The sequence below is a fragment of the Pseudorhizobium endolithicum genome, from assembly GCF_902153245.2.
GTDB lineage: Bacteria > Pseudomonadota > Alphaproteobacteria > Rhizobiales > Rhizobiaceae > Neorhizobium > Neorhizobium endolithicum.
This window is the reverse complement of sequence record NZ_CABFWF030000008.1, coordinates 23,519-39,874: the sequence shown is the minus strand read 5'-3', so window position 1 is coordinate 39,874 and position 16,356 is coordinate 23,519. Positions and strand designations below refer to the sequence as shown.

Here is a 16,356-nt window from a genome sequence, read left to right as displayed (position 1 = left end):
CCCGCAGCCGGGACGGCCGCGAGCATCAAAGGGCTTGGCAGGTCTAGGCGGCGGCGGAGCCGCCGGCTTACTTGTTGGCGACTTCCGCTTCCGTCTGCGGTTCGACGACAGCGCCGGGGCGGATGCGTTGCAGGCCGTTGACCACTACGCGGTCGCCCGGCGTCAGGCCGCTTTCCACGATACGTTCGCCCTCCACGGCGGCGCCGAGCCGCACCTGGCGGTAGGCGACCGTATTGGCCTGGTCGACGACGAACACGAACTTCTTGTCCTGATCCGAGCCGACAGCCGTCTCACTGACGAGGAGATGTTCCTTCTCCTTCGGTTCGCCGACACGGACGCGCACGAACTGGCCGGGGATCAGGCGACCGTCCGGGTTGTCGAAGATGGCACGCAGGCGAATGGTGCCGCTCGTCGTGCTCACCTCATTGTCGATCAGCTGCAGCCTGCCTCTCACCGGGCTTCCTTCGGCTAGGGTGGCGATCTCGACGGGAACCCGTTCCAGGGCACGAAGGCCGTCCTGCACCGGAAGCTCGGCCAGGATGCGTGCGACCAGATCTTCGCCCGCATCGAAGCTGGCATAGATGGGATCGACCGATACCAGCGTGGTGAGCACCTGCGCGGCGTCACCGGCGCCGACAAGATTGCCTTCCGTCAGCTCCAGCTTGCCGACCCGGCCGGCGATGGGCGCCTTGATCTCCGTATAGCCGAGGTTGAGCCTGGCAAGCTCAAGCGCCGCCTCGGCAGATTTGAGGCTCGCCGCCGCCTCCCGCGCGGCTCCTTGGCGCTGCGCGAGTTCGCTTTGCGAAATGGTGTTCTTTGCAAGAAGGGCGTTGCCCCGGTCCAGTTCGGTCGTCGCGAGCTCCAGGCGGGCCTGGGCGGACGCCACCTGTCCTTCCGCCTGCGCCACCGCGGCGGCATAGGGAGCGGGATCGATGGTGATCAGCTTGTCGCCGGCCGCCACGAGGCTGCCCTCGCGAAAATGCGCCGCCTGTATGGTTCCCGCCACACGGGAGCGAACCTGGACACGGTCCACCGCCTCCAGCCGGCCGGAAAATTCCTGCCAGGTGATGATGCTCCGCGGCTCCACGGCAGCCACCGTCACCGGAATCGCCGGCGTGGGAGCGGCCGCGGCCTGGGTTGCCTCGGCATCCCGTGCAAAATCGAAACTATTAAAATCGAAATGGACCGCGGCTCCGGACAACGAGACGGCCAGTACCGCTCCGGCGCCCATGAGGGCCCAGCTTATCTTCTTCGTCATGTCAATCTCCTTGCGTCCCCTGAAGCGGGCCGCCACCTTCTCTCAAATCAAGCCGTTACCGACGCAACTCCTGCACGAAAAGACGAAACTGCCTGCACAACTCCGACAACCAGGCACCATCTTCCTCGTTATAAATTCCCGCCCAGCCGCTCCCCTGAGGGAAGACATGCCGGCGAACCTTCACACCCGCCTCGGCGAGACGGTCGGCATATCCGAGCGTCTCGTCCCGGAGTGGATCGTCCTCGGCCGTCACCACCAGTGCGGGGGCGACCGCGGACAACCGGGAGCACATGCACGGCGCCGCATAGGGATGCGTGAATCCGCAGAAGCCGCGGAGATAATGCATCCAGCCGTCGGACCAGCGCTCACGCATCCCGATCGCATCCGCCTTGCGGATCGACACCGAACTCATCGTCGGATCGATCAGCGGAGACAGGAGAACCTGTCCGGCGAGCACACCCGGCATCTGGTCCCGCGCCTTGAGCGCCACGCCGGCCGCGACGTTCCCGCCCGCCTCCTCCCCTGCCACCAGGATCGGAGACCTTGCGCTACCGATCTGCCGGCGTTTCGCCGCCAGACAGCGCAGCGTCGCCAGGCCGCATTCCACAGCGCCCGGAAACATGTTCTGCGAGATGCTGGCGTAATCCGCCTCGACCACGACTGCGCCGCTTTCGGCAAGCGCATGGGCGATCGGCGTCTCGCGTTCGGCAGGCTCATCCTGCTGAAACGCACCGCCGCGCAGGTAGAGGACGAGCGGGGGAGCTTTCTCCTTGCCCGGCGGCCGGTAGAACCGCACCGGCATGGTTCCGGCGGCCGGCAAACCCACCTCTACCTGTTCCCATCGCATCTCCATCGAAACCTCTGCCTGCTTTTTACCCAAGGCAGCTTCTTGTTTCCTTGACGCCACCTGATATTATTGTTCATCGGAAACTGCACAAGTTTCCCGTTCGTACTTCACTATCCACTATATCTGGACAATATCGCTTCGCAACGAGATCATGCCATGGATCAGCTTTCAGCTATGCGCGCCTTCGTCCGGGTCGTCGAGACCGGAAACTTCACCCGGGCCGCCCGCTCGCTCGACATGTCGAAGACGACCGTCACCAACATGGTGCAGAACCTGGAGGGACACCTCAAGGCGAAGCTCCTGAACCGCACCACGCGGCAGGTTGCCGTCACCACCGAAGGCGCTCTCTATTACGAACGCGCCGCGCAATTCCTCGCTGACCTCGATGAACTGGACGGCAGCATCTCCTCCTCCCAGGCACAGCCGTCCGGCCGCCTGCGCGTCGAGATGGCCGGCGCCTTCGCCGACCTGATCGTCATTCCTTCGCTTTGCGACTTCTATTGCAGATATCCCCAGATCACGCTCGATATCGGGGTCGGCGACCGGCTTGTGGATTACATAGCCGAGAACGTCGACTGCGCGCTGAGGGCGGGCACGCCAACGGATCAGTCGCTGATCGCCCGAAAGGTGGGGGAGATCGGCATGAAAACCTACGCATCGCCCGGCTTCATCGAGATGTTCGGCATGCCGGAGCATCCGAGCGACCTCGAAACGCGCTTCTTCTCCGTCGGCTATCTCAATGCGCAGGCGGGCAAGGTCCTGCCGATGGAGTTCCGGCGGGAGGGAGAGGCCATCGAGATCACGCCGCGCTATGCCGTCTCTGTCAACGACAGCCGCAGCTATGTCGCCGCGGCGCTGTCCGGCATGGGCGTGGTGCAGGCGCCGCAATTCATGGTTCGCGAGGCGGTGGCAAAGGGAGATCTCATCGAGGTGATGACGGACTGGGAGCGGGAGCCCCTTCCGCTCTACATCGTCTATCCCCGCACCCGTCATCTTGGAAACAAGGTCCGCGTCTTCGTCGATTGGCTCGTCAAGCTCCTGAAGGAGACCAGCGCCGGCGATGCGGCACCGGTCCGGCCGGCGATGGCTGCCAGGAAAAAGAAGGCTGGGGCCGGGACCGAGCCTGCACCCGTCGCCATTGCCGCCGAGTAGCGGCTTCGTCGCGCACCGGCCGAGCAGCCGCAAGCATCACGGCTTGGGCACGTATCTGCGCCAGTCGTGCTCTTCGCGGAAGCCGAGGACGTCGCGGATCTTGCGGTTGGAGATCGGCGCATCGAACTCACCGATCTCGGCGGTAATCGGCGTGCGGGGCGCCCAACGCTCGAGGAACGGCCGTGTCGGTTCCCAGGCGGTGATGGTGTCGTTGACGGCGTTGAAGACCTGGAAACCCAGCCCGTCGGTCTCCACGCACCGGTGAACGATCTGGCCGAGGTCGCGCGCGTCGATATAGCTCCAGGCATTGCGCTTGCGCGACGGGGGATCGGCGATGAATGCCGGGAACCTGTCGTATTCGTGAGGCTCGATGACGTTGCCGATGCGCAGAGCATAGATATCGGCACCGGAGCGCATGGCGAAGGCCCGTGCGGTCTTCTCGTTGACCACCTTGGACAGCCCGTAGCTATCCATCGGATCGACGTCGTAGTCTTCGGTGAGCGGGAAGGAGTGGTAGTCCTTGTCGCCCTCGGCGAAGCAGACACCGTAGGTCGTCTCGCTGGAGGCGATCACGATCTTGCGGATGCCGAGCTTCACCGCCGCCTCAATGACGTTGTAGGTCGAGACGGTATTGGCGGCGAAGGTGACGTTGTCCGGCCGGATTAGGATTCGCGGCACGGCGGCGAAATGCACGACCGCGTCCACAGGCGCCGGTCCGCGTCCGGTCTCCAGCCCATCGAAGCCGAAGTGCATGGAGAGCGCGTTGAAGGCCTGCCCGCTGTCCGTGAGATCCGCCGCGAGCGTGTTCACCCCGGGGTGGTCGAGGGGGACGAGGTCGATGTTCAGCACCTGATGTCCCCGCTCGAGAAGATAGGGCACGACGTGGCGTCCGGCTTTGCCGCTACCGCCGGTGAAGATGATTCTCTTGCCCATCCTGCTTCCTCCTCCGATGCCGCGCGCCTGCCTACTCACGGCATCAACTGCCCGCCATTGACCTCGATGATCTGCCCGATGATGTAGCCTGACAGCATCTCGGATGCCAGGAAGAGATAGGCGCCGACGCAATCTTCAGCCGTGCCAAGGCGGCCCTGCGGAATGGTGGTCAGCGCCGCCTGCAGGTGCTGTGGTGTCGAGTAACGCTCGTGGAAGGGCGTGGTGATGGTGCCCGGCGCCACGCCGTTAACCCGGATGCCGAACGGGATGAGTTCCTTGGCCATGCCGCGGGTGACATTGGAGACGAAGGCCTTGGAGGAGCCGTAAATTCCCGCGCCGTTGGAGGCGCCGTTGCGGGCGGCAATCGAGGTCGTGTTGATGATGAAGCCGCCTCGCTGCTTCAGATGCGGGATCGCCGCGGTGGACGCCGCCAGCACGGAGCGCGCGTTGAGGTCCATGACGGCGTCATAGTGCTCGTCCGTCATCTCCGCATAGGGCACCCGCGCCACCATTCCGCCGGCATTGTTGATGAGACCGTCCAGGCGGCCGAAGGCAGCCGCGGTTTCCTCCACCACCCGCGCCATCTCACCGGATCTGGACGCATCGCCGCGCACCAGGCGGACATTTCCGCCGGCAGCCTCGATCTCCGCCGCCAGTGCCTTCGCCGCGTCTGCGCTCGCGTTGTAATGAAGGCCTACGGAGGCACCTTGAGCGGCGAAGGCGCGGGCGAGCGCGGCACCGATGCCGGTGGATGCGCCGGTGATCAGGACGGCCTTGCCGGACAGATCCGGGATGACGAGTTGTGTGGACATGCTTCCTCCATTCCATCGGCAACGTCAGCCGGAAGCCCTTCGGGCCCTGCTTGCTGCCATTCTCAAGTCATCGGATAAGTCGGAAGTATACTCAAGTCATTTCTTCAGCCACGGGAACGGTCGGCGCTCCAGGAAGGCTTCGATCCCCTGCCGCCCTTCGGCGCTTTCCCACCGGTCGGCCAGGGCTTCGACGCTGAAGCGGATGTCGTCGTCCGCCTTTCCCCGCGCCAGGGCGCGCACCAGATCCTTCGTAGCCGCGACGGCGCCGGGCGCGCAATCCAGAACGGCGGCGATCTCGTCTCCCACCGCCGCATCCAGATCGGCAGGGGCGACGATGACGGAGGCCAGGCCGATGTCGCGTGCGGTTGCCGCACTGAACCGGCGGCTATTCAAAAGCAGGCGGCGGGCATGTCCCTCGCCGATACGTCGTACCACATAGGGTCCGATGGTTGCGGGGATCAGCCCGAGGCGGGGTTCGGTGAGGGCAAACTGCGCATCCTCGGTGGCGACGGCGATGTCGCAGACCGACATGAGGCCAATCCCGCCTCCGAAGGCGTTGCCCTGGATCCGGCCGATGAGAAGCTTCGGCAGATCGTCCAACGCCTTCAGCATCAGGGCCAAGCCCCTCGCGCCCTCCAGCTTTCCCTGCCGGTCCCGCGCGGTTTGGTCGCGCATCCAGCCGAGATCGCCGCCGGCGCAGAAGGTCGGCCCTGCTGCAGCCAGTATCACCGCGCGAACGGCATCGTTTGCGGCGAGGGAGGCTGCCGCCTGGGCGAGTTCGGTGATCATCGCAGCGTTCATCGCATTGTGTTTCTCAGGCCGGTGGAGGGTCAGCGTCGCGACGCCGCGCTCATCGACCGACAATGTCAGTGTTTCGTAAGTTCTCACCGACGCATCCCTCCAAGGCTGCGGGCGAGGGCCTCAGCCTCCGCCAGCCTGTCCGCATCCACGCCTGTCTCGAATCCCATCGCAGCGAGCCGTTCCACGACCTTCCCCGTCGCCACATTGCCGGCGGCCCCGGGCGCGAAAGGACAACCTCCAAGTCCGGCCGCAGCGGAATCGAACACGCGCAGGCCCCGGTCCAACGCAACGGCAATGTTCTCAAGCGCTCGCCCATCTGTGTCGTGGAAATGGCCGGCGAGGAAGGAGGCGGGCACCCGTTCCAGGACGGCGTCCAGCATCGCCGCAACGCGATCGGGCGTGCCGCGGCCGATCGTATCCCCGAGCGATATTTCGGAGCATCCGAGACCCAGAAGGCGCGCCGAAAGCTCGGCCACGGCTTCCGGTTCGGTCGGTCCGTCATAGGGGCAGTCGACGACACAGGAAATATAGCCGCGTACGGGCACCCCGTCGCTCGCAGCCTGGACGATCAGCGGTGCGAAACGCTCGAGGCTTTCGCCGATGGAGCAGTTAATATTCCGCCGGCTAAAGCCTTCCGAGGCGGAGGCGAACACCGCCACTTCATCCGCCTTCGCCGCATGTGCGGCCTGATAGCCGGTCATGTTTGGCGTAAGCGCCGTGTAACGGGTGCCGGCCCGGCGGCATATTCCGGCCATGACCGCGGCGGCATCGGCCATCTGCGGTATCCGGTCGGCGCGAACGAAGCTCGTCACTTCGATCTTCCGGAAACCGCAGCGGGAGAGCATGTCCACCAGGCGAACCTTGTCTGGGGTGGGGATGATCCTTTCCTCGTTCTGCAGGCCGTCCCGCGGACCGACTTCGTGGATCTGGACGAAGTCACTCATCTTCCGGCTCCAGAAGCAGAATCACGGCGCCTTCCTGCACCTGCTCGCCCTCGGCGGACAGGAGTTCGGCAATCTTGCCGTCACGGGGCGCGGCGAGCGCCAGTTCCATCTTCATCGCTTCCATGACGGCCACCGTCTTGCCTGCCGTGACGGCCTGACCCGGCGAGACGCAAACGACCTTCAACAGGCCCGGCATGGGCGCGACGACCTGATCGCCGCCACCTGTCGTCTCGTGCTCGCCGTCCAGGGGACCGGTACGATCGAAGCTCCAGCTGTCGCCGCCTCGGAAGATTGTTGCCTGGTCGCGATCGCGGACAATGTGGAGCATGGTGGTCACGCCCTCGACCGTCAGGCGCCATGTCTCTCCCGTACGGCGGACGGTAAGCGAGAGGATTTTACCATCCACGCAGGCTGACCAGGTACCGTCGCCGCTGGAGGCGAACGAGACCTGCCAATGCTGGTCCCGGTGGTGGAGCGTCACGAAGTGCCGGGCCTGCCCCCAGAGCCGGAAACCGGAGAGGCTGTCCCATGGATCCAGCGAAGCCCCAGGTTCCAGCATGCCCGAAAGAACGAGAGCGGCGCAGGCGGCGATCTCGTCGGGAGCGGGACGCGAGTCCGTCAGCGTCCCAAGATCCCGTTCGATCAGCCCGGTGTCGTGGCGCCCCGCGGCGAAGTCGGGCTGTTCGGCAAGGTGGCGCAGGAAGGCGGCATTGGTAGCCACTCCCGTCGACCGCACGTTGCCCAGCGCGCCCGCCAGGCGCGTGAGAGCCGTGGCGCGGTCCGGCGCGTGGACGATGATCTTGGCAATCATCGGGTCGTAGAAGGGAGAAATGCTATCGCCTGTGCGCACCCCGCTGTCGATCCGGGCCAGATCCTCCGGTAGGTGCAGGTGGGTCAGGGTGCCGGTCGAGGGCAGGAACCCCCGCCCGGCATCCTCGGCGTAGAGGCGCGCTTCCATGGCCCAGCCATTGATGGCCAGATCCTCCTGGCGGAGCGGAAGGGGCTCGCCGGAAGCGACCCGCAGCTGCCATTCCACCAGATCGATGCCGGTGATGGCCTCCGTTACCGGATGCTCGACCTGGAGGCGGGTGTTCATTTCCATGAACCAGAACCGGTCCGCCTTCAGCCCTTCCGAGGCATCGGCGATGAACTCGATCGTGCCGGCGCCGGAATAACCGATGGCCCTCGCGGCACGCACGGCTGCCTCGCCCATGGCGTAGCGCATTTCCTCGGACATGCCCGGCGCGGGTGCCTCCTCGATCACCTTCTGGTGGCGGCGCTGCAGCGAGCAGTCACGCTCGAAGAGATGCACCGCATGGCCGTGGTCGTCGCCGAACACCTGAATCTCGATGTGCCGAGGGTGGGTGACGTATTTCTCGATGAGACAGGCCCCATCCCCGAACGCCGCAAGCGCCTCACGCTGCGCAGAAGCCAGCGCATCCCTCAAAGCCATGCCGTCATCGACGCGCCGCATCCCCTTGCCGCCACCGCCGGCACGGGCCTTGATGAGAACCGGAAAGCCGATCCGTTCGGCTTCGGCCAGAAGCAGGTCGGGATCCTGGCTCTCGCCATGATAACCGGGAACGACCGGAACACCCGAGTTTTCCATCAGCGCCTTGGCCGCATCCTTCAGCCCCATGGCGCGGATAGCTGCCGCGGACGGGCCGACGAAGCGCAGCCCGGCGGCCGTCACGGCTTCGGCGAATGCAGCGTTTTCCGAGAGAAAGCCGTAACCGGGATGAATGGCATCGGCATCCGTTCGAAGCGCGGCGTCGATGATGGCGTCGCCCCGAAGATAGCTCTCCGTGGCTGGCGCCGGCCCGATATGGACGGCTTCGTCAGCCTGTTCGACATGCAGGGCGTCCCGGTCGGCATCCGAATAGACGGCGACCGTCGCGATGGCCAGACGGCGGCAGGTGCGGATGATGCGGCAGGCGATCTCGCCCCTGTTGGCAATGAGCAGCTTACGGATCATCGGCCCGCCCTCACATGCGGAACACGCCGAAGCGCGTTTCCTCGATCGGCGCATTCAACGCGGCGGAGAGGCTGAGCGCCAGGACCTGGCGCGTCTTCGCCGGATCCACGATCCCGTCGTCCCAGAGGCGCGCGGACGCGTAGAGCGGGTGGCTCTGCTCGTCGAACCGGTCGAGCACCGGTTGCTTGAACGACGCTTCTTCCTCGGAACTCCAGCTCCGGCCCGCCCGTCCCATGGCCTCGCGCCGCACCGTCGCCAAGACGCCTGCGGCCTGCGCGCCGCCCATGACGGAAATGCGGCTGTTCGGCCAGCTCCACAGGAAGCGCGGCGAATAGGCCCGGCCGGCCATGCCGTAATTGCCCGCCCCGAAGGAGCCGCCGATCATGACCGTGACCTTCGGCACGGAGGTGGTGGCCACTGCCGTCACCAGCTTGGCGCCGTGCTTGGCGATGCCTTCCGTCTCGTACCGGCGGCCCACCATGAAGCCGGTGATGTTCTGCAAGAAGACGAGCGGGATCTTTCGCTGCGAGCACAGTTCGACGAAGTGGGCGCCCTTCAGGGCGCTTTCAGAGAAGAGCACGCCATTGTTCGCGATGATCCCGACCGGGATTCCGTGAATGTGCGCGAAGCCGCAGACGAGGGTGGTACCGTAGCGTGCCTTGAACTCATCGAAGCGCGAACCGTCGACGATACGCGCCAGAACTTCGCGGACATCATAGGGCGTGGAAAGGGATGCCGGCACGATCGCGGCGATCTCTTCGGGGTCATAGAGCGGGTCCTCCGGTACGGAGCGCACGACGGTCCCCGGCTTGCGGGTGTTGAGGCCCGCAACGGCCCGACGAACCAGCGCCAGGGCATGGGCATCGTCGCGGGCGAGATGGTCGGCCACGCCGGAAAGGCGGGTGTGGACATCGCCGCCGCCGAGATCCTCGGCGCTCACCTCCTCCCCCGTCGCAGCCTTCACCAGCGGAGGACCGGCCAGGAAGATCGTGCCCTGATCCTTCACGATGATCGCCTCGTCCGACATTGCCGGCACATAGGCGCCGCCCGCCGTGCAGGAGCCCATGACCGCGGCGATCTGGGCAATCCCTTTGGCCGACATGCGCGCCTGGTTGTAGAAGATGCGGCCGAAATGATCCCGGTCGGGAAAGACCTCGTCCTGGTTCGGCAGATTGGCGCCGCCGGAATCCACCAGATAGACACAGGGAAGGCCGTTCTCCTCGGCGATCTCCTGGGCGCGAAGGTGCTTCTTGACCGTCATCGGATAGTAGGTGCCGCCCTTCACCGTCGCATCATTGGCGACGATCATCACCTCGCGCCCCTCGACCCGGCCTATGCCCGTGACAATGCCGGCCGACGGGCTCGCACCGCCGTAAAGGCCGTGTGCGGCGGTCGTGCCGATCTCGAGGAAGGGCGAACCATGGTCGAGCAGCCGGGCAACGCGCTCGCGGGGCAGGAGCTTGCCGCGCTTCACGTGCCGCGCGCGTGCGTCTTCCCCGCCGCCGGCCTCGGCCAGGGCCACGGCGGCTTCGACCTCGACAAGCTTGGCCTGCATGGCAGCGCGGTTGGCCTGCGCCGCATCGCTTTTCGGGTTGAACTGCGAGCGGATGACGGCCATCACGCCGTCTCCCGGAAGAGCTCGCGGCCGATCAGCATGCGGCGGATTTCCGAGGTCCCCGCGCCGATCTCCATCAGCTTCGCGTCACGCAGCAGGCGTCCCGTAGGATTGTCGTTGATATAGCCGTTGCCGCCGAGAACCTGGATTGCCTGCAGCGCCTGCTGGGTCGCCTGCTCGGAGGCGTAAAGGCAGCAGGCGGCGGCATCCTGTCTCGTGACCTCGCCGCGATCGCAGGCGGCGGCGACGGCATAGACGTAGGCACGAGCGGAATTCATGGCCGTGTACATGTCCGCGATCTTCGCCTGGATCAGTTGGAACTCGCCGATCGGTTGGCCGAACTGCCGGCGCTCGTGGACATAGGGCATCACCACATCCAGGCAGGCATGCATGATGCCGATGCCGATGCCGGCCAGAACCACGCGCTCGTAGTCCAGCCCCGACATCAGGACCGTGACCCCGCCGCCCTCCGCCCCCATGACGTTCTCTACCGGCACCTCGCAATCCGAGAAGACGAGCTCGCAGGTGTTGGAGCCCCGCATGCCGAGCTTGTCGAGCTTCTGCGCCGTGGAGAAACCCTTGAATTCCTTCTCGATCAGGAATGCGGTGATGCCCTTCGGACCGGCCACCGGATCCGTCTTTGCATAGACCACCAGCACATTGGCGTCCGGGCCGTTGGTGATCCACATCTTGCTGCCGTTCAGGACGTAGCGGTCGCCGCGCCTCTCCGCCCGTAGCGCCATGGAGACCACGTCGGACCCGGCTCCAGGTTCCGACATGGCGAGCGCTCCGACATGCTCGCCCGAGCAGAGCTTCGGCAGGTAGCGCGCCTTCTGCTCCTGCGAGGCGTTCCGGTTGATCTGGTTGACGCAGAGATTGGAATGGGCGCCGTAGCTCAGGGCGGTCGAGGCGGATGCGCGGGCGATTTCTTCAACGGCGACGACATGGGGCAGATAGCCCAGTCCCGAACCGCCGAAATCGGGATCGGCGGTGATGCCCAGCAGTCCCAGCGCGCCGAACTCAGGCCAGAGGTCCCGCGGGAATTCGTTGCTGCGATCGATCGTGTCGGCGCGGGGGGCAAGTTGCTCCCGCGCGAAGCGCTGCACGGTCTCGCGAACCGCCTCGACCTCCTCGCCGAGTGCGAACGTCATCGATGCTTGGAACACCGGTCTCCTCCCCAGGCGTGCCTATCTTCGAAGAAAGGTTGTGGAGCACCCGCGATGTGGCGTCAATCGCCATGGAGGAGATCGCAAGATACGGTCTCGCGGCATGCTAGCGAAGAAAAAAGATTACCTATTTCGGCAGATGGAGAGGGTTGATCCCCGGGATCCAGTCGGTGCTGGGAAGCTGCGTGCCGGAATAGGAGAGGCCGCTTTCGGTCTTGCAGTGATAGACGCGGCGGGGCGCGGTATCTCCGTAGAGGATATCGTATCGGCCACGGCCGACATACACATTCTCGATGCTCGTGGTGCAGGTGTAGCTGTTGCGACCGACACGCTCCTGCTCGGGCACCACTCCCGGCAGGTCGTGGAAAGCGGTCGGAGGCCGGCGGCGAAATTCGTCCTCCGCCGCCGCTCTCGCCGGCACCAGCGCCGCAAGGCCGATGGCTATCAGCATCAGAAGCGGCAATATCCAGGCGTGTTTCAGCATCTTCATCCCCGAATCGGATCGAAGATAAGAACTCCGACTCGCCGTTACCATAACCGCCGGGTCTACGTTTTCGTGATCGCTCAGGGACGCCTGAACCCGGTCGGCTGGCTGTACAGCCACCCGATCCGTTCAACCGCAGCTTCGAAATTCTCCCGCGCCACCGTCATGGTGTGACCGTTGGCGTGGAGAAGCGTCCGCTCATCCTCCATGATGCCGACATGGCCCTTCCAGAAGACCAGGTCGCCGCGGCGAAGCTCGGCGCGGTCGATCGTGGAACCGACGGCCGCCTGCATGTCGGAATCGCGCGGAACGGCCCGTCCTGCCATCATCATGGACAGTTGCACGAGGGCCGAGCAGTCGATGCCGAAGCCTGACCGCCCGCCCCAGAGATAGGGGGTTTCCAGAAAGCGCGCCGCCACTTTCACGTAATCCTCCGTCAGCCGCTGGCCCAGGGGAAGACAATGGGAGGCAATGAGTGCCGTCCCGTCGTCCAGGGTCAGGTAACGTGTCCCGCGCGTTTCGGCCTCGCCGGTGACGCGGATGCGGCTCCCCATCGAAAGTGCCGATACGGGAGGCCTCCGCAATTCGGCCTCCGGATAGCGGAACGTGCGCTGGACGCACACGACATGGGTGGCGGCTTCAGGCTCTGCGAGTTGCGCTTCCGGCAGATAGCCGACATAGCCATCATGATCCGCCTGGACCCAAGCCCAACCATCCTTCCGGTCGAAGACCCGGACCGTTTCGCCGAGCAGCAGTTCCGTATCGGTTCCATGAAGCAGGTCCGGCAGGTGACGGAGCGCGGCCACCGGCACCGCCACGCGCGCGGGCTCGCCTGCCACGAAGCGGTCGGCATTGACCTGTCCCTGCAATCGCACGTCCGCGAGGTCGGGGCGGAAGGCATGCAGGCGTCTGTCGAGATTGGTGGTCATCCTTGTTCGTCCGCCGCTACGGCGCTCCTTAGTCACTGCTTCGCAAGGTCGCGGATGTGGCGGTAAAGGGTGCGGATTCCGAAGGCTTCGCCGCCGACCGAAGAGTGCGGCTTCTCGGAAAGCGTCCAGCCGTAGATGTCGAAGTGCACCCAGCATGTCTTCCTGCCAACGAAGCGTTTCAGGAAGAGGGCTGCGGTTATCGAGCCCGCCATGCCGCCCGAAGGGGCATTGGTGAGATCCGCAACGCGCGACTTCAGGTCCTTCTCGTAGCCGGCCCAGAGCGGCAGGCGCCACATCGGGTCGTTCTCCTCCGCCGAGATATCGGCCAGGCGGCCCGCCAGTTCGTCATCGTCGGTGAAGAAGGGAGCGACATCCGGGCCGAGGGCGACACGCGCCGCACCTGTCAGTGTCGCCATGTCGACGAGCAGGTCGCAAGGTGTTTGGTCCGCATAGGCGAGCGCGTCCGCGAGGATGAGCCGGCCTTCGGCGTCCGTGTTGTCGATCTGGACCGTCAGGCCCTTCCGGCTGCGGTAGATGTCGCCGGGGCGAAAGGCATTGCCGGCGATAGCGTTCTCCACGCAGGGCACGAGAACCCGAAGCTCGATGTCGAGCCCGGCGTCCATGACCATCAGCGCCAGCCCCATCACGTTGGCCGCGCCGCCCATGTCCTTCTTCATCAGGAGCATGTTGGCCGCTCCCTTGATGTCGAGGCCCCCGGTGTCGAAGCAGACGCCCTTGCCGACCAGCGTCACCTTCGGCGCCCCCGCGCGGCCCCAGCGCATTTCCAGAAGCCGGGGCACCTGCGCGCTCGCGCGCCCGACCGCGTGGATGAGAGGGAAGTTCTGCGCCAGGAGATCGTCGCCGACGATCGAGGAGACGGTTGCGCCATAGTGCTCGCCCAGCGCACGAAAGGCGGCTTCCAGATGATCCGGTCCCATATCGTTGGTCGGGGTATTGATCAGGTCGCGGGCCAGGAAGATGCCGGCGAGCTGTCTTTCGAGCTCAGTCCGCTCCACCTCGGAAACGGCCAGGCGGGCCTGCCTCTGCTTCTCGGCCTTGTAGCGGGTAAAGCCGTAGCTTCCGAGGCCGAAGCCGAGATGCCCCAGGCGACCCGCCCTATGCCCCTCCAAATGCCAGTCGCCCGGTGGAAGAAGCCTTGCCAGCTTTCCCGCGCTGAAGCCGTCGGCGTCGCCGCTCCAGCCGAACAGGGCGGAGGCGATGTCGCCGTCCGTTCCGGGAACGGGCAGCAGCCTGCCGGGCTCGGCCGTGAAACCTGCGCCCCTGGCCCACGACATCGCCGCAGCTTCGAGGGTGCCTCCATCGAGATCTGCAGGCGTGACGAGGCGGACGGGGCGGGATGCGCCGGATGGTTCGGAATAGGGAGAGCTTCGCTCGATGTACTGGAAAGGCGTCATGGGACCTTCTGCTGCGGAATCAGGCTTTTAACCGTCTATTAGGGTTAACAGTCTATTGCTGGAGCGAGGAATATGCCACCGCCTCCGCCAGCATTTCTGAGGATGCGCCGGCGCAGGACCGACGAGAAGCGAACGCCATGACGATCACAGCAGCCGGAAGACGCCGCAGGACCCGACTTACGCAGACCACGGCTGCCCTCCTTGTTTCCATCGCGATCGCGGGATGCGCAACGAAGAAGGACGTCACCACGACCGGATCCATCCCGTCTTCCCACGCGTCGCTCGAAACCATGGGTGCCGCGGAACTGGACCGGGTGGAGAACTCCATCGGCGCCGCCTATGAACGCAATCCGAAGGATCGCGAGACGGGGCTGCGTTACGCCCAGGTCCTCGGCATGACCGGCAAGCATACGCAGGCGCTCGCGGTGATGCAGCAGGTCGTGATCGCCCATCCCACCGACCGTGATGTCCTGGCCGCCTATGGCAAGGCGCAGGCAGCGGCCGGGCAGTTGGAGCAGGCGCTGGCGACCATCCGGCGGGCCCAGACGCCGGACCGGCCCGACTGGCGCCTCTATTCCGCCGAAGGGGCCGTGCTGGACCAACTCGGGCGCTCCGACGAAGCCCGGCAAAAGTACAGAATGGCTCTGGACAGCCAGCCGAACGAGCCGACCGTGATCTCCAATCTCGGCATGTCCTACGTGCTGTCTGGCGACCTGCATACGGCCGAGACCTACATGCGCTCCGCCGCGCAGCAGCCGGCGGCCGACAGCCGGGTTCGGCAGAACCTGGCGCTGGTCGTGGGCCTGCAGGGCCGCTTCAAGGAGGCCGAGGAGATCGCCAGACGCGAGCTTTCGCAGCAGCAGGCAAATGCTAACGTCACCTATCTGCGGTCCATGCTGTCCCAGCAGAACAACTGGGCAAAGCTCGCCGACAAGGACGCAAAGCCGACGGCGACGAACTGATCGCGCCAGATCTTTCGGAGGGATTGCGCAAAAAAGGCCCGCTGGAGCTCCGCCGGGCCTTTTTCCTGTGCCTGAGCCTTAGAATCGGTCGGCGACCTGGATGCCGGCGGGACCGAGGATGACCGCCACCAGGACGGGCAGGAAAAACAGGATCATCGGCACGGTGAGCTTCGGCGGCAGGGCTGCCGCCTTCTTCTCCGCCTCGTTCATCCGCTCATCACGACCTTCCTGCGCCAGAACGCGCAGGGCCTGTGCGATCGGTGTCCCGTAGCGTTCCGCCTGGATCAATGCCTGGGTCACGTTCTTTACGGTATCGAGCTGCGTGCGCAGGCCGAGGTTCTCCAGCGCGACGCGCCGGTCCTGAAGGAAGGAAAGCTCCGCTGTGGTCAGCACCATCTCCTCGGCCAGTTCCGGCGACTGATTGGCCATTTCCTCGGCAACCCGCCGCATCGCCGCCTCGATGGAAATACCGGACTCCACGCAGATCAGCATCAGGTCGAGCGCATCCGGCCACGCCCGTTTGATGGACAACTGGCGCTTCGTCACCCGGTTGCTGACGTAGATGTTCGGGAGATAGAAGCCGATATAGGCGCAGACGATTGCAACGAGCATGCGGATCGCGAAAGGCCGGTCCGGAAGGTTGCCGAGCACGAAGATCCAGACGAGCGCCAGGCTCAGGAAGACGAAGGGCAAGAGGAAGCGCGCCGCCAGGAAGATATTGAGCGCGTTCTGCGAGCGCAGTCCGGCGGCACGCAGGCGGTTGACCGTATTTTCGTCGACGAGCGCCTTGCGCAGGTTGAAGCGTTCGACCAGTTGGGAAGCCGATTGATTGTTGTGCGTCCGCAGTGTCGCCCGGGAGGCTTCCGCATTCATGCGGGCCCTTTCCCGCGCCCGCATCTGTTCCCGCTCGGTGGACACCGCCTTCATGCGCTTGTTGAGGTCACCCTTTTCGAGGAACGGGCTTGCAAGGGAGTAAAGCGTGGCGAAGACGGCGATCGCGACCAGGGCCGCAAAGAGCAGGACCGGATCGGTGAGCGTCGCGGCGAAATCCTTGGTCACCCGA

The 16,356-nt window shown here is 65.2% G+C and carries 15 protein-coding genes; 2 read left to right on the top strand and 13 right to left on the bottom strand.

Going from position 1 to position 16,356, the window contains the following annotated elements; genetic code table 11:
- Positions 1 to 67 precede the first annotated feature (67 nt).
- Both RTCK_RS04855 and RTCK_RS04850 read right to left on the bottom strand, forming a co-directional pair.
- Positions 68 to 1,258 carry an efflux RND transporter periplasmic adaptor subunit gene (locus RTCK_RS04855; RefSeq protein ID WP_142591969.1) on the bottom strand — a complete coding sequence of 397 codons (1,191 nt, stop codon included), beginning with the start codon at positions 1,256 to 1,258 and terminating at the stop codon, positions 68 to 70.
- Between the two features lie 55 nt (positions 1,259 to 1,313).
- Complete coding sequence (locus RTCK_RS04850) at positions 1,314 to 2,111, bottom strand: alpha/beta hydrolase fold domain-containing protein (protein ID WP_408004508.1); 798 nt, start codon at positions 2,109 to 2,111, stop codon at positions 1,314 to 1,316.
- 150 nt (positions 2,112 to 2,261) lie between these two features.
- Here RTCK_RS04850 and RTCK_RS04845 point away from each other — a divergent pair, with 150 nt between their 5' ends.
- On the top strand, positions 2,262 to 3,257 hold the full coding sequence (locus RTCK_RS04845; protein ID WP_142591968.1) for a LysR family transcriptional regulator: 996 nt from the start codon (positions 2,262 to 2,264) through the stop codon (positions 3,255 to 3,257).
- 36 nt (positions 3,258 to 3,293) lie between these two features.
- Here the strand turns inward: RTCK_RS04845 and RTCK_RS04840 are convergent, their stop codons facing one another.
- From RTCK_RS04840 to RTCK_RS04795, 10 genes are all read right to left on the bottom strand, one after another.
- Entirely contained in the window at positions 3,294 to 4,190 is an 897-nt protein-coding gene (locus RTCK_RS04840) for an NAD-dependent epimerase/dehydratase family protein (RefSeq protein ID WP_142591967.1), read from the bottom strand.
- 35 nt (positions 4,191 to 4,225) lie between these two features.
- Positions 4,226 to 5,002, bottom strand: a complete 777-nt coding sequence (locus RTCK_RS04835; protein ID WP_142591966.1) for an SDR family NAD(P)-dependent oxidoreductase — start codon at positions 5,000 to 5,002, stop codon at positions 4,226 to 4,228.
- Between the two features lie 96 nt (positions 5,003 to 5,098).
- A complete protein-coding gene (locus tag RTCK_RS04830) occupies positions 5,099 to 5,890 on the bottom strand; it encodes a crotonase/enoyl-CoA hydratase family protein (RefSeq protein WP_142591965.1) in 792 nt (263 codons plus the stop codon).
- Positions 5,887 to 6,747, bottom strand: a complete 861-nt coding sequence (locus RTCK_RS04825) for a hydroxymethylglutaryl-CoA lyase (RefSeq protein ID WP_142591964.1) — start codon at positions 6,745 to 6,747, stop codon at positions 5,887 to 5,889. Before RTCK_RS04825 ends, RTCK_RS04830 begins: the two co-directional genes overlap by 4 nt.
- Positions 6,740 to 8,722: an acetyl/propionyl/methylcrotonyl-CoA carboxylase subunit alpha gene (locus RTCK_RS04820; protein WP_142591963.1), complete on the bottom strand. Its 1,983-nt coding sequence runs from the start codon at positions 8,720 to 8,722 to the stop codon at positions 6,740 to 6,742. Before RTCK_RS04820 ends, RTCK_RS04825 begins: the two co-directional genes overlap by 8 nt.
- Positions 8,723 to 8,732: 10 nt before the next feature.
- Complete coding sequence (locus RTCK_RS04815) at positions 8,733 to 10,340, bottom strand: carboxyl transferase domain-containing protein (RefSeq protein WP_142591962.1); 1,608 nt, start codon at positions 10,338 to 10,340, stop codon at positions 8,733 to 8,735.
- On the bottom strand, positions 10,340 to 11,488 hold the full coding sequence (locus tag RTCK_RS04810; protein WP_185927925.1) for an isovaleryl-CoA dehydrogenase: 1,149 nt from the start codon (positions 11,486 to 11,488) through the stop codon (positions 10,340 to 10,342). Before RTCK_RS04810 ends, RTCK_RS04815 begins: the two co-directional genes overlap by 1 nt.
- A 142-nt stretch (positions 11,489 to 11,630) precedes the next feature.
- Positions 11,631 to 11,987: a hypothetical protein gene (locus tag RTCK_RS04805; protein ID WP_142591960.1), complete on the bottom strand. Its 357-nt coding sequence runs from the start codon at positions 11,985 to 11,987 to the stop codon at positions 11,631 to 11,633.
- An 80-nt stretch (positions 11,988 to 12,067) separates the two neighbouring features.
- The gene (locus tag RTCK_RS04800; protein WP_142591959.1) at positions 12,068 to 12,916 is read right to left on the bottom strand and encodes a C40 family peptidase; all 849 of its coding nucleotides are present in this window, start codon (positions 12,914 to 12,916) and stop codon (positions 12,068 to 12,070) included.
- A 32-nt stretch (positions 12,917 to 12,948) separates the two neighbouring features.
- Entirely contained in the window at positions 12,949 to 14,331 is a 1,383-nt protein-coding gene (locus RTCK_RS04795) for a leucyl aminopeptidase family protein (protein WP_142591958.1), read from the bottom strand.
- A 137-nt stretch (positions 14,332 to 14,468) separates the two neighbouring features.
- Here RTCK_RS04795 and RTCK_RS04790 point away from each other — a divergent pair, with 137 nt between their 5' ends.
- Complete coding sequence (locus tag RTCK_RS04790) at positions 14,469 to 15,293, top strand: tetratricopeptide repeat protein (protein WP_142591957.1); 825 nt, start codon at positions 14,469 to 14,471, stop codon at positions 15,291 to 15,293.
- Between the two features lie 78 nt (positions 15,294 to 15,371).
- On the opposite strand, the gene RTCK_RS04785 is transcribed toward RTCK_RS04790, so the two are convergent.
- The gene (locus RTCK_RS04785; protein ID WP_142591956.1) at positions 15,372 to 16,352 is read right to left on the bottom strand and encodes a type II secretion system F family protein; all 981 of its coding nucleotides are present in this window, start codon (positions 16,350 to 16,352) and stop codon (positions 15,372 to 15,374) included.
- Positions 16,353 to 16,356 lie beyond the last annotated feature (4 nt).

Bases quoted from the DNA above. Each gene is read 5' to 3' on its own strand.
- RTCK_RS04795 (WP_142591958.1), bottom strand. From the start codon at position 14,331: ATGACGCCTTTCCAGTACATCGAGCGAAGCTCTCCCTATTCCGAACCA.
- RTCK_RS04850 (WP_408004508.1), bottom strand. From the start codon at position 2,111: ATGGAGATGCGATGGGAACAGGTAGAGGTGGGTTTGCCGGCCGCCGGA.
- RTCK_RS04800 (WP_142591959.1), bottom strand. From the start codon at position 12,916: ATGACCACCAATCTCGACAGACGCCTGCATGCCTTCCGCCCCGACCTC.
- RTCK_RS04805 (WP_142591960.1), bottom strand. From the start codon at position 11,987: ATGCTGAAACACGCCTGGATATTGCCGCTTCTGATGCTGATAGCCATC.
- RTCK_RS04820 (WP_142591963.1), bottom strand. From the start codon at position 8,722: ATGATCCGTAAGCTGCTCATTGCCAACAGGGGCGAGATCGCCTGCCGC.
- RTCK_RS04825 (WP_142591964.1), bottom strand. From the start codon at position 6,747: ATGAGTGACTTCGTCCAGATCCACGAAGTCGGTCCGCGGGACGGCCTG.
- RTCK_RS04815 (WP_142591962.1), bottom strand. From the start codon at position 10,340: ATGGCCGTCATCCGCTCGCAGTTCAACCCGAAAAGCGATGCGGCGCAG.
- RTCK_RS04835 (WP_142591966.1), bottom strand. From the start codon at position 5,002: ATGTCCACACAACTCGTCATCCCGGATCTGTCCGGCAAGGCCGTCCTG.
- RTCK_RS04840 (WP_142591967.1), bottom strand. From the start codon at position 4,190: ATGGGCAAGAGAATCATCTTCACCGGCGGTAGCGGCAAAGCCGGACGC.
- RTCK_RS04810 (WP_185927925.1), bottom strand. From the start codon at position 11,488: ATGACGTTCGCACTCGGCGAGGAGGTCGAGGCGGTTCGCGAGACCGTG.
- RTCK_RS04855 (WP_142591969.1), bottom strand. From the start codon at position 1,258: ATGACGAAGAAGATAAGCTGGGCCCTCATGGGCGCCGGAGCGGTACTG.
- RTCK_RS04790 (WP_142591957.1), top strand. From the start codon at position 14,469: ATGACGATCACAGCAGCCGGAAGACGCCGCAGGACCCGACTTACGCAG.
- RTCK_RS04845 (WP_142591968.1), top strand. From the start codon at position 2,262: ATGGATCAGCTTTCAGCTATGCGCGCCTTCGTCCGGGTCGTCGAGACC.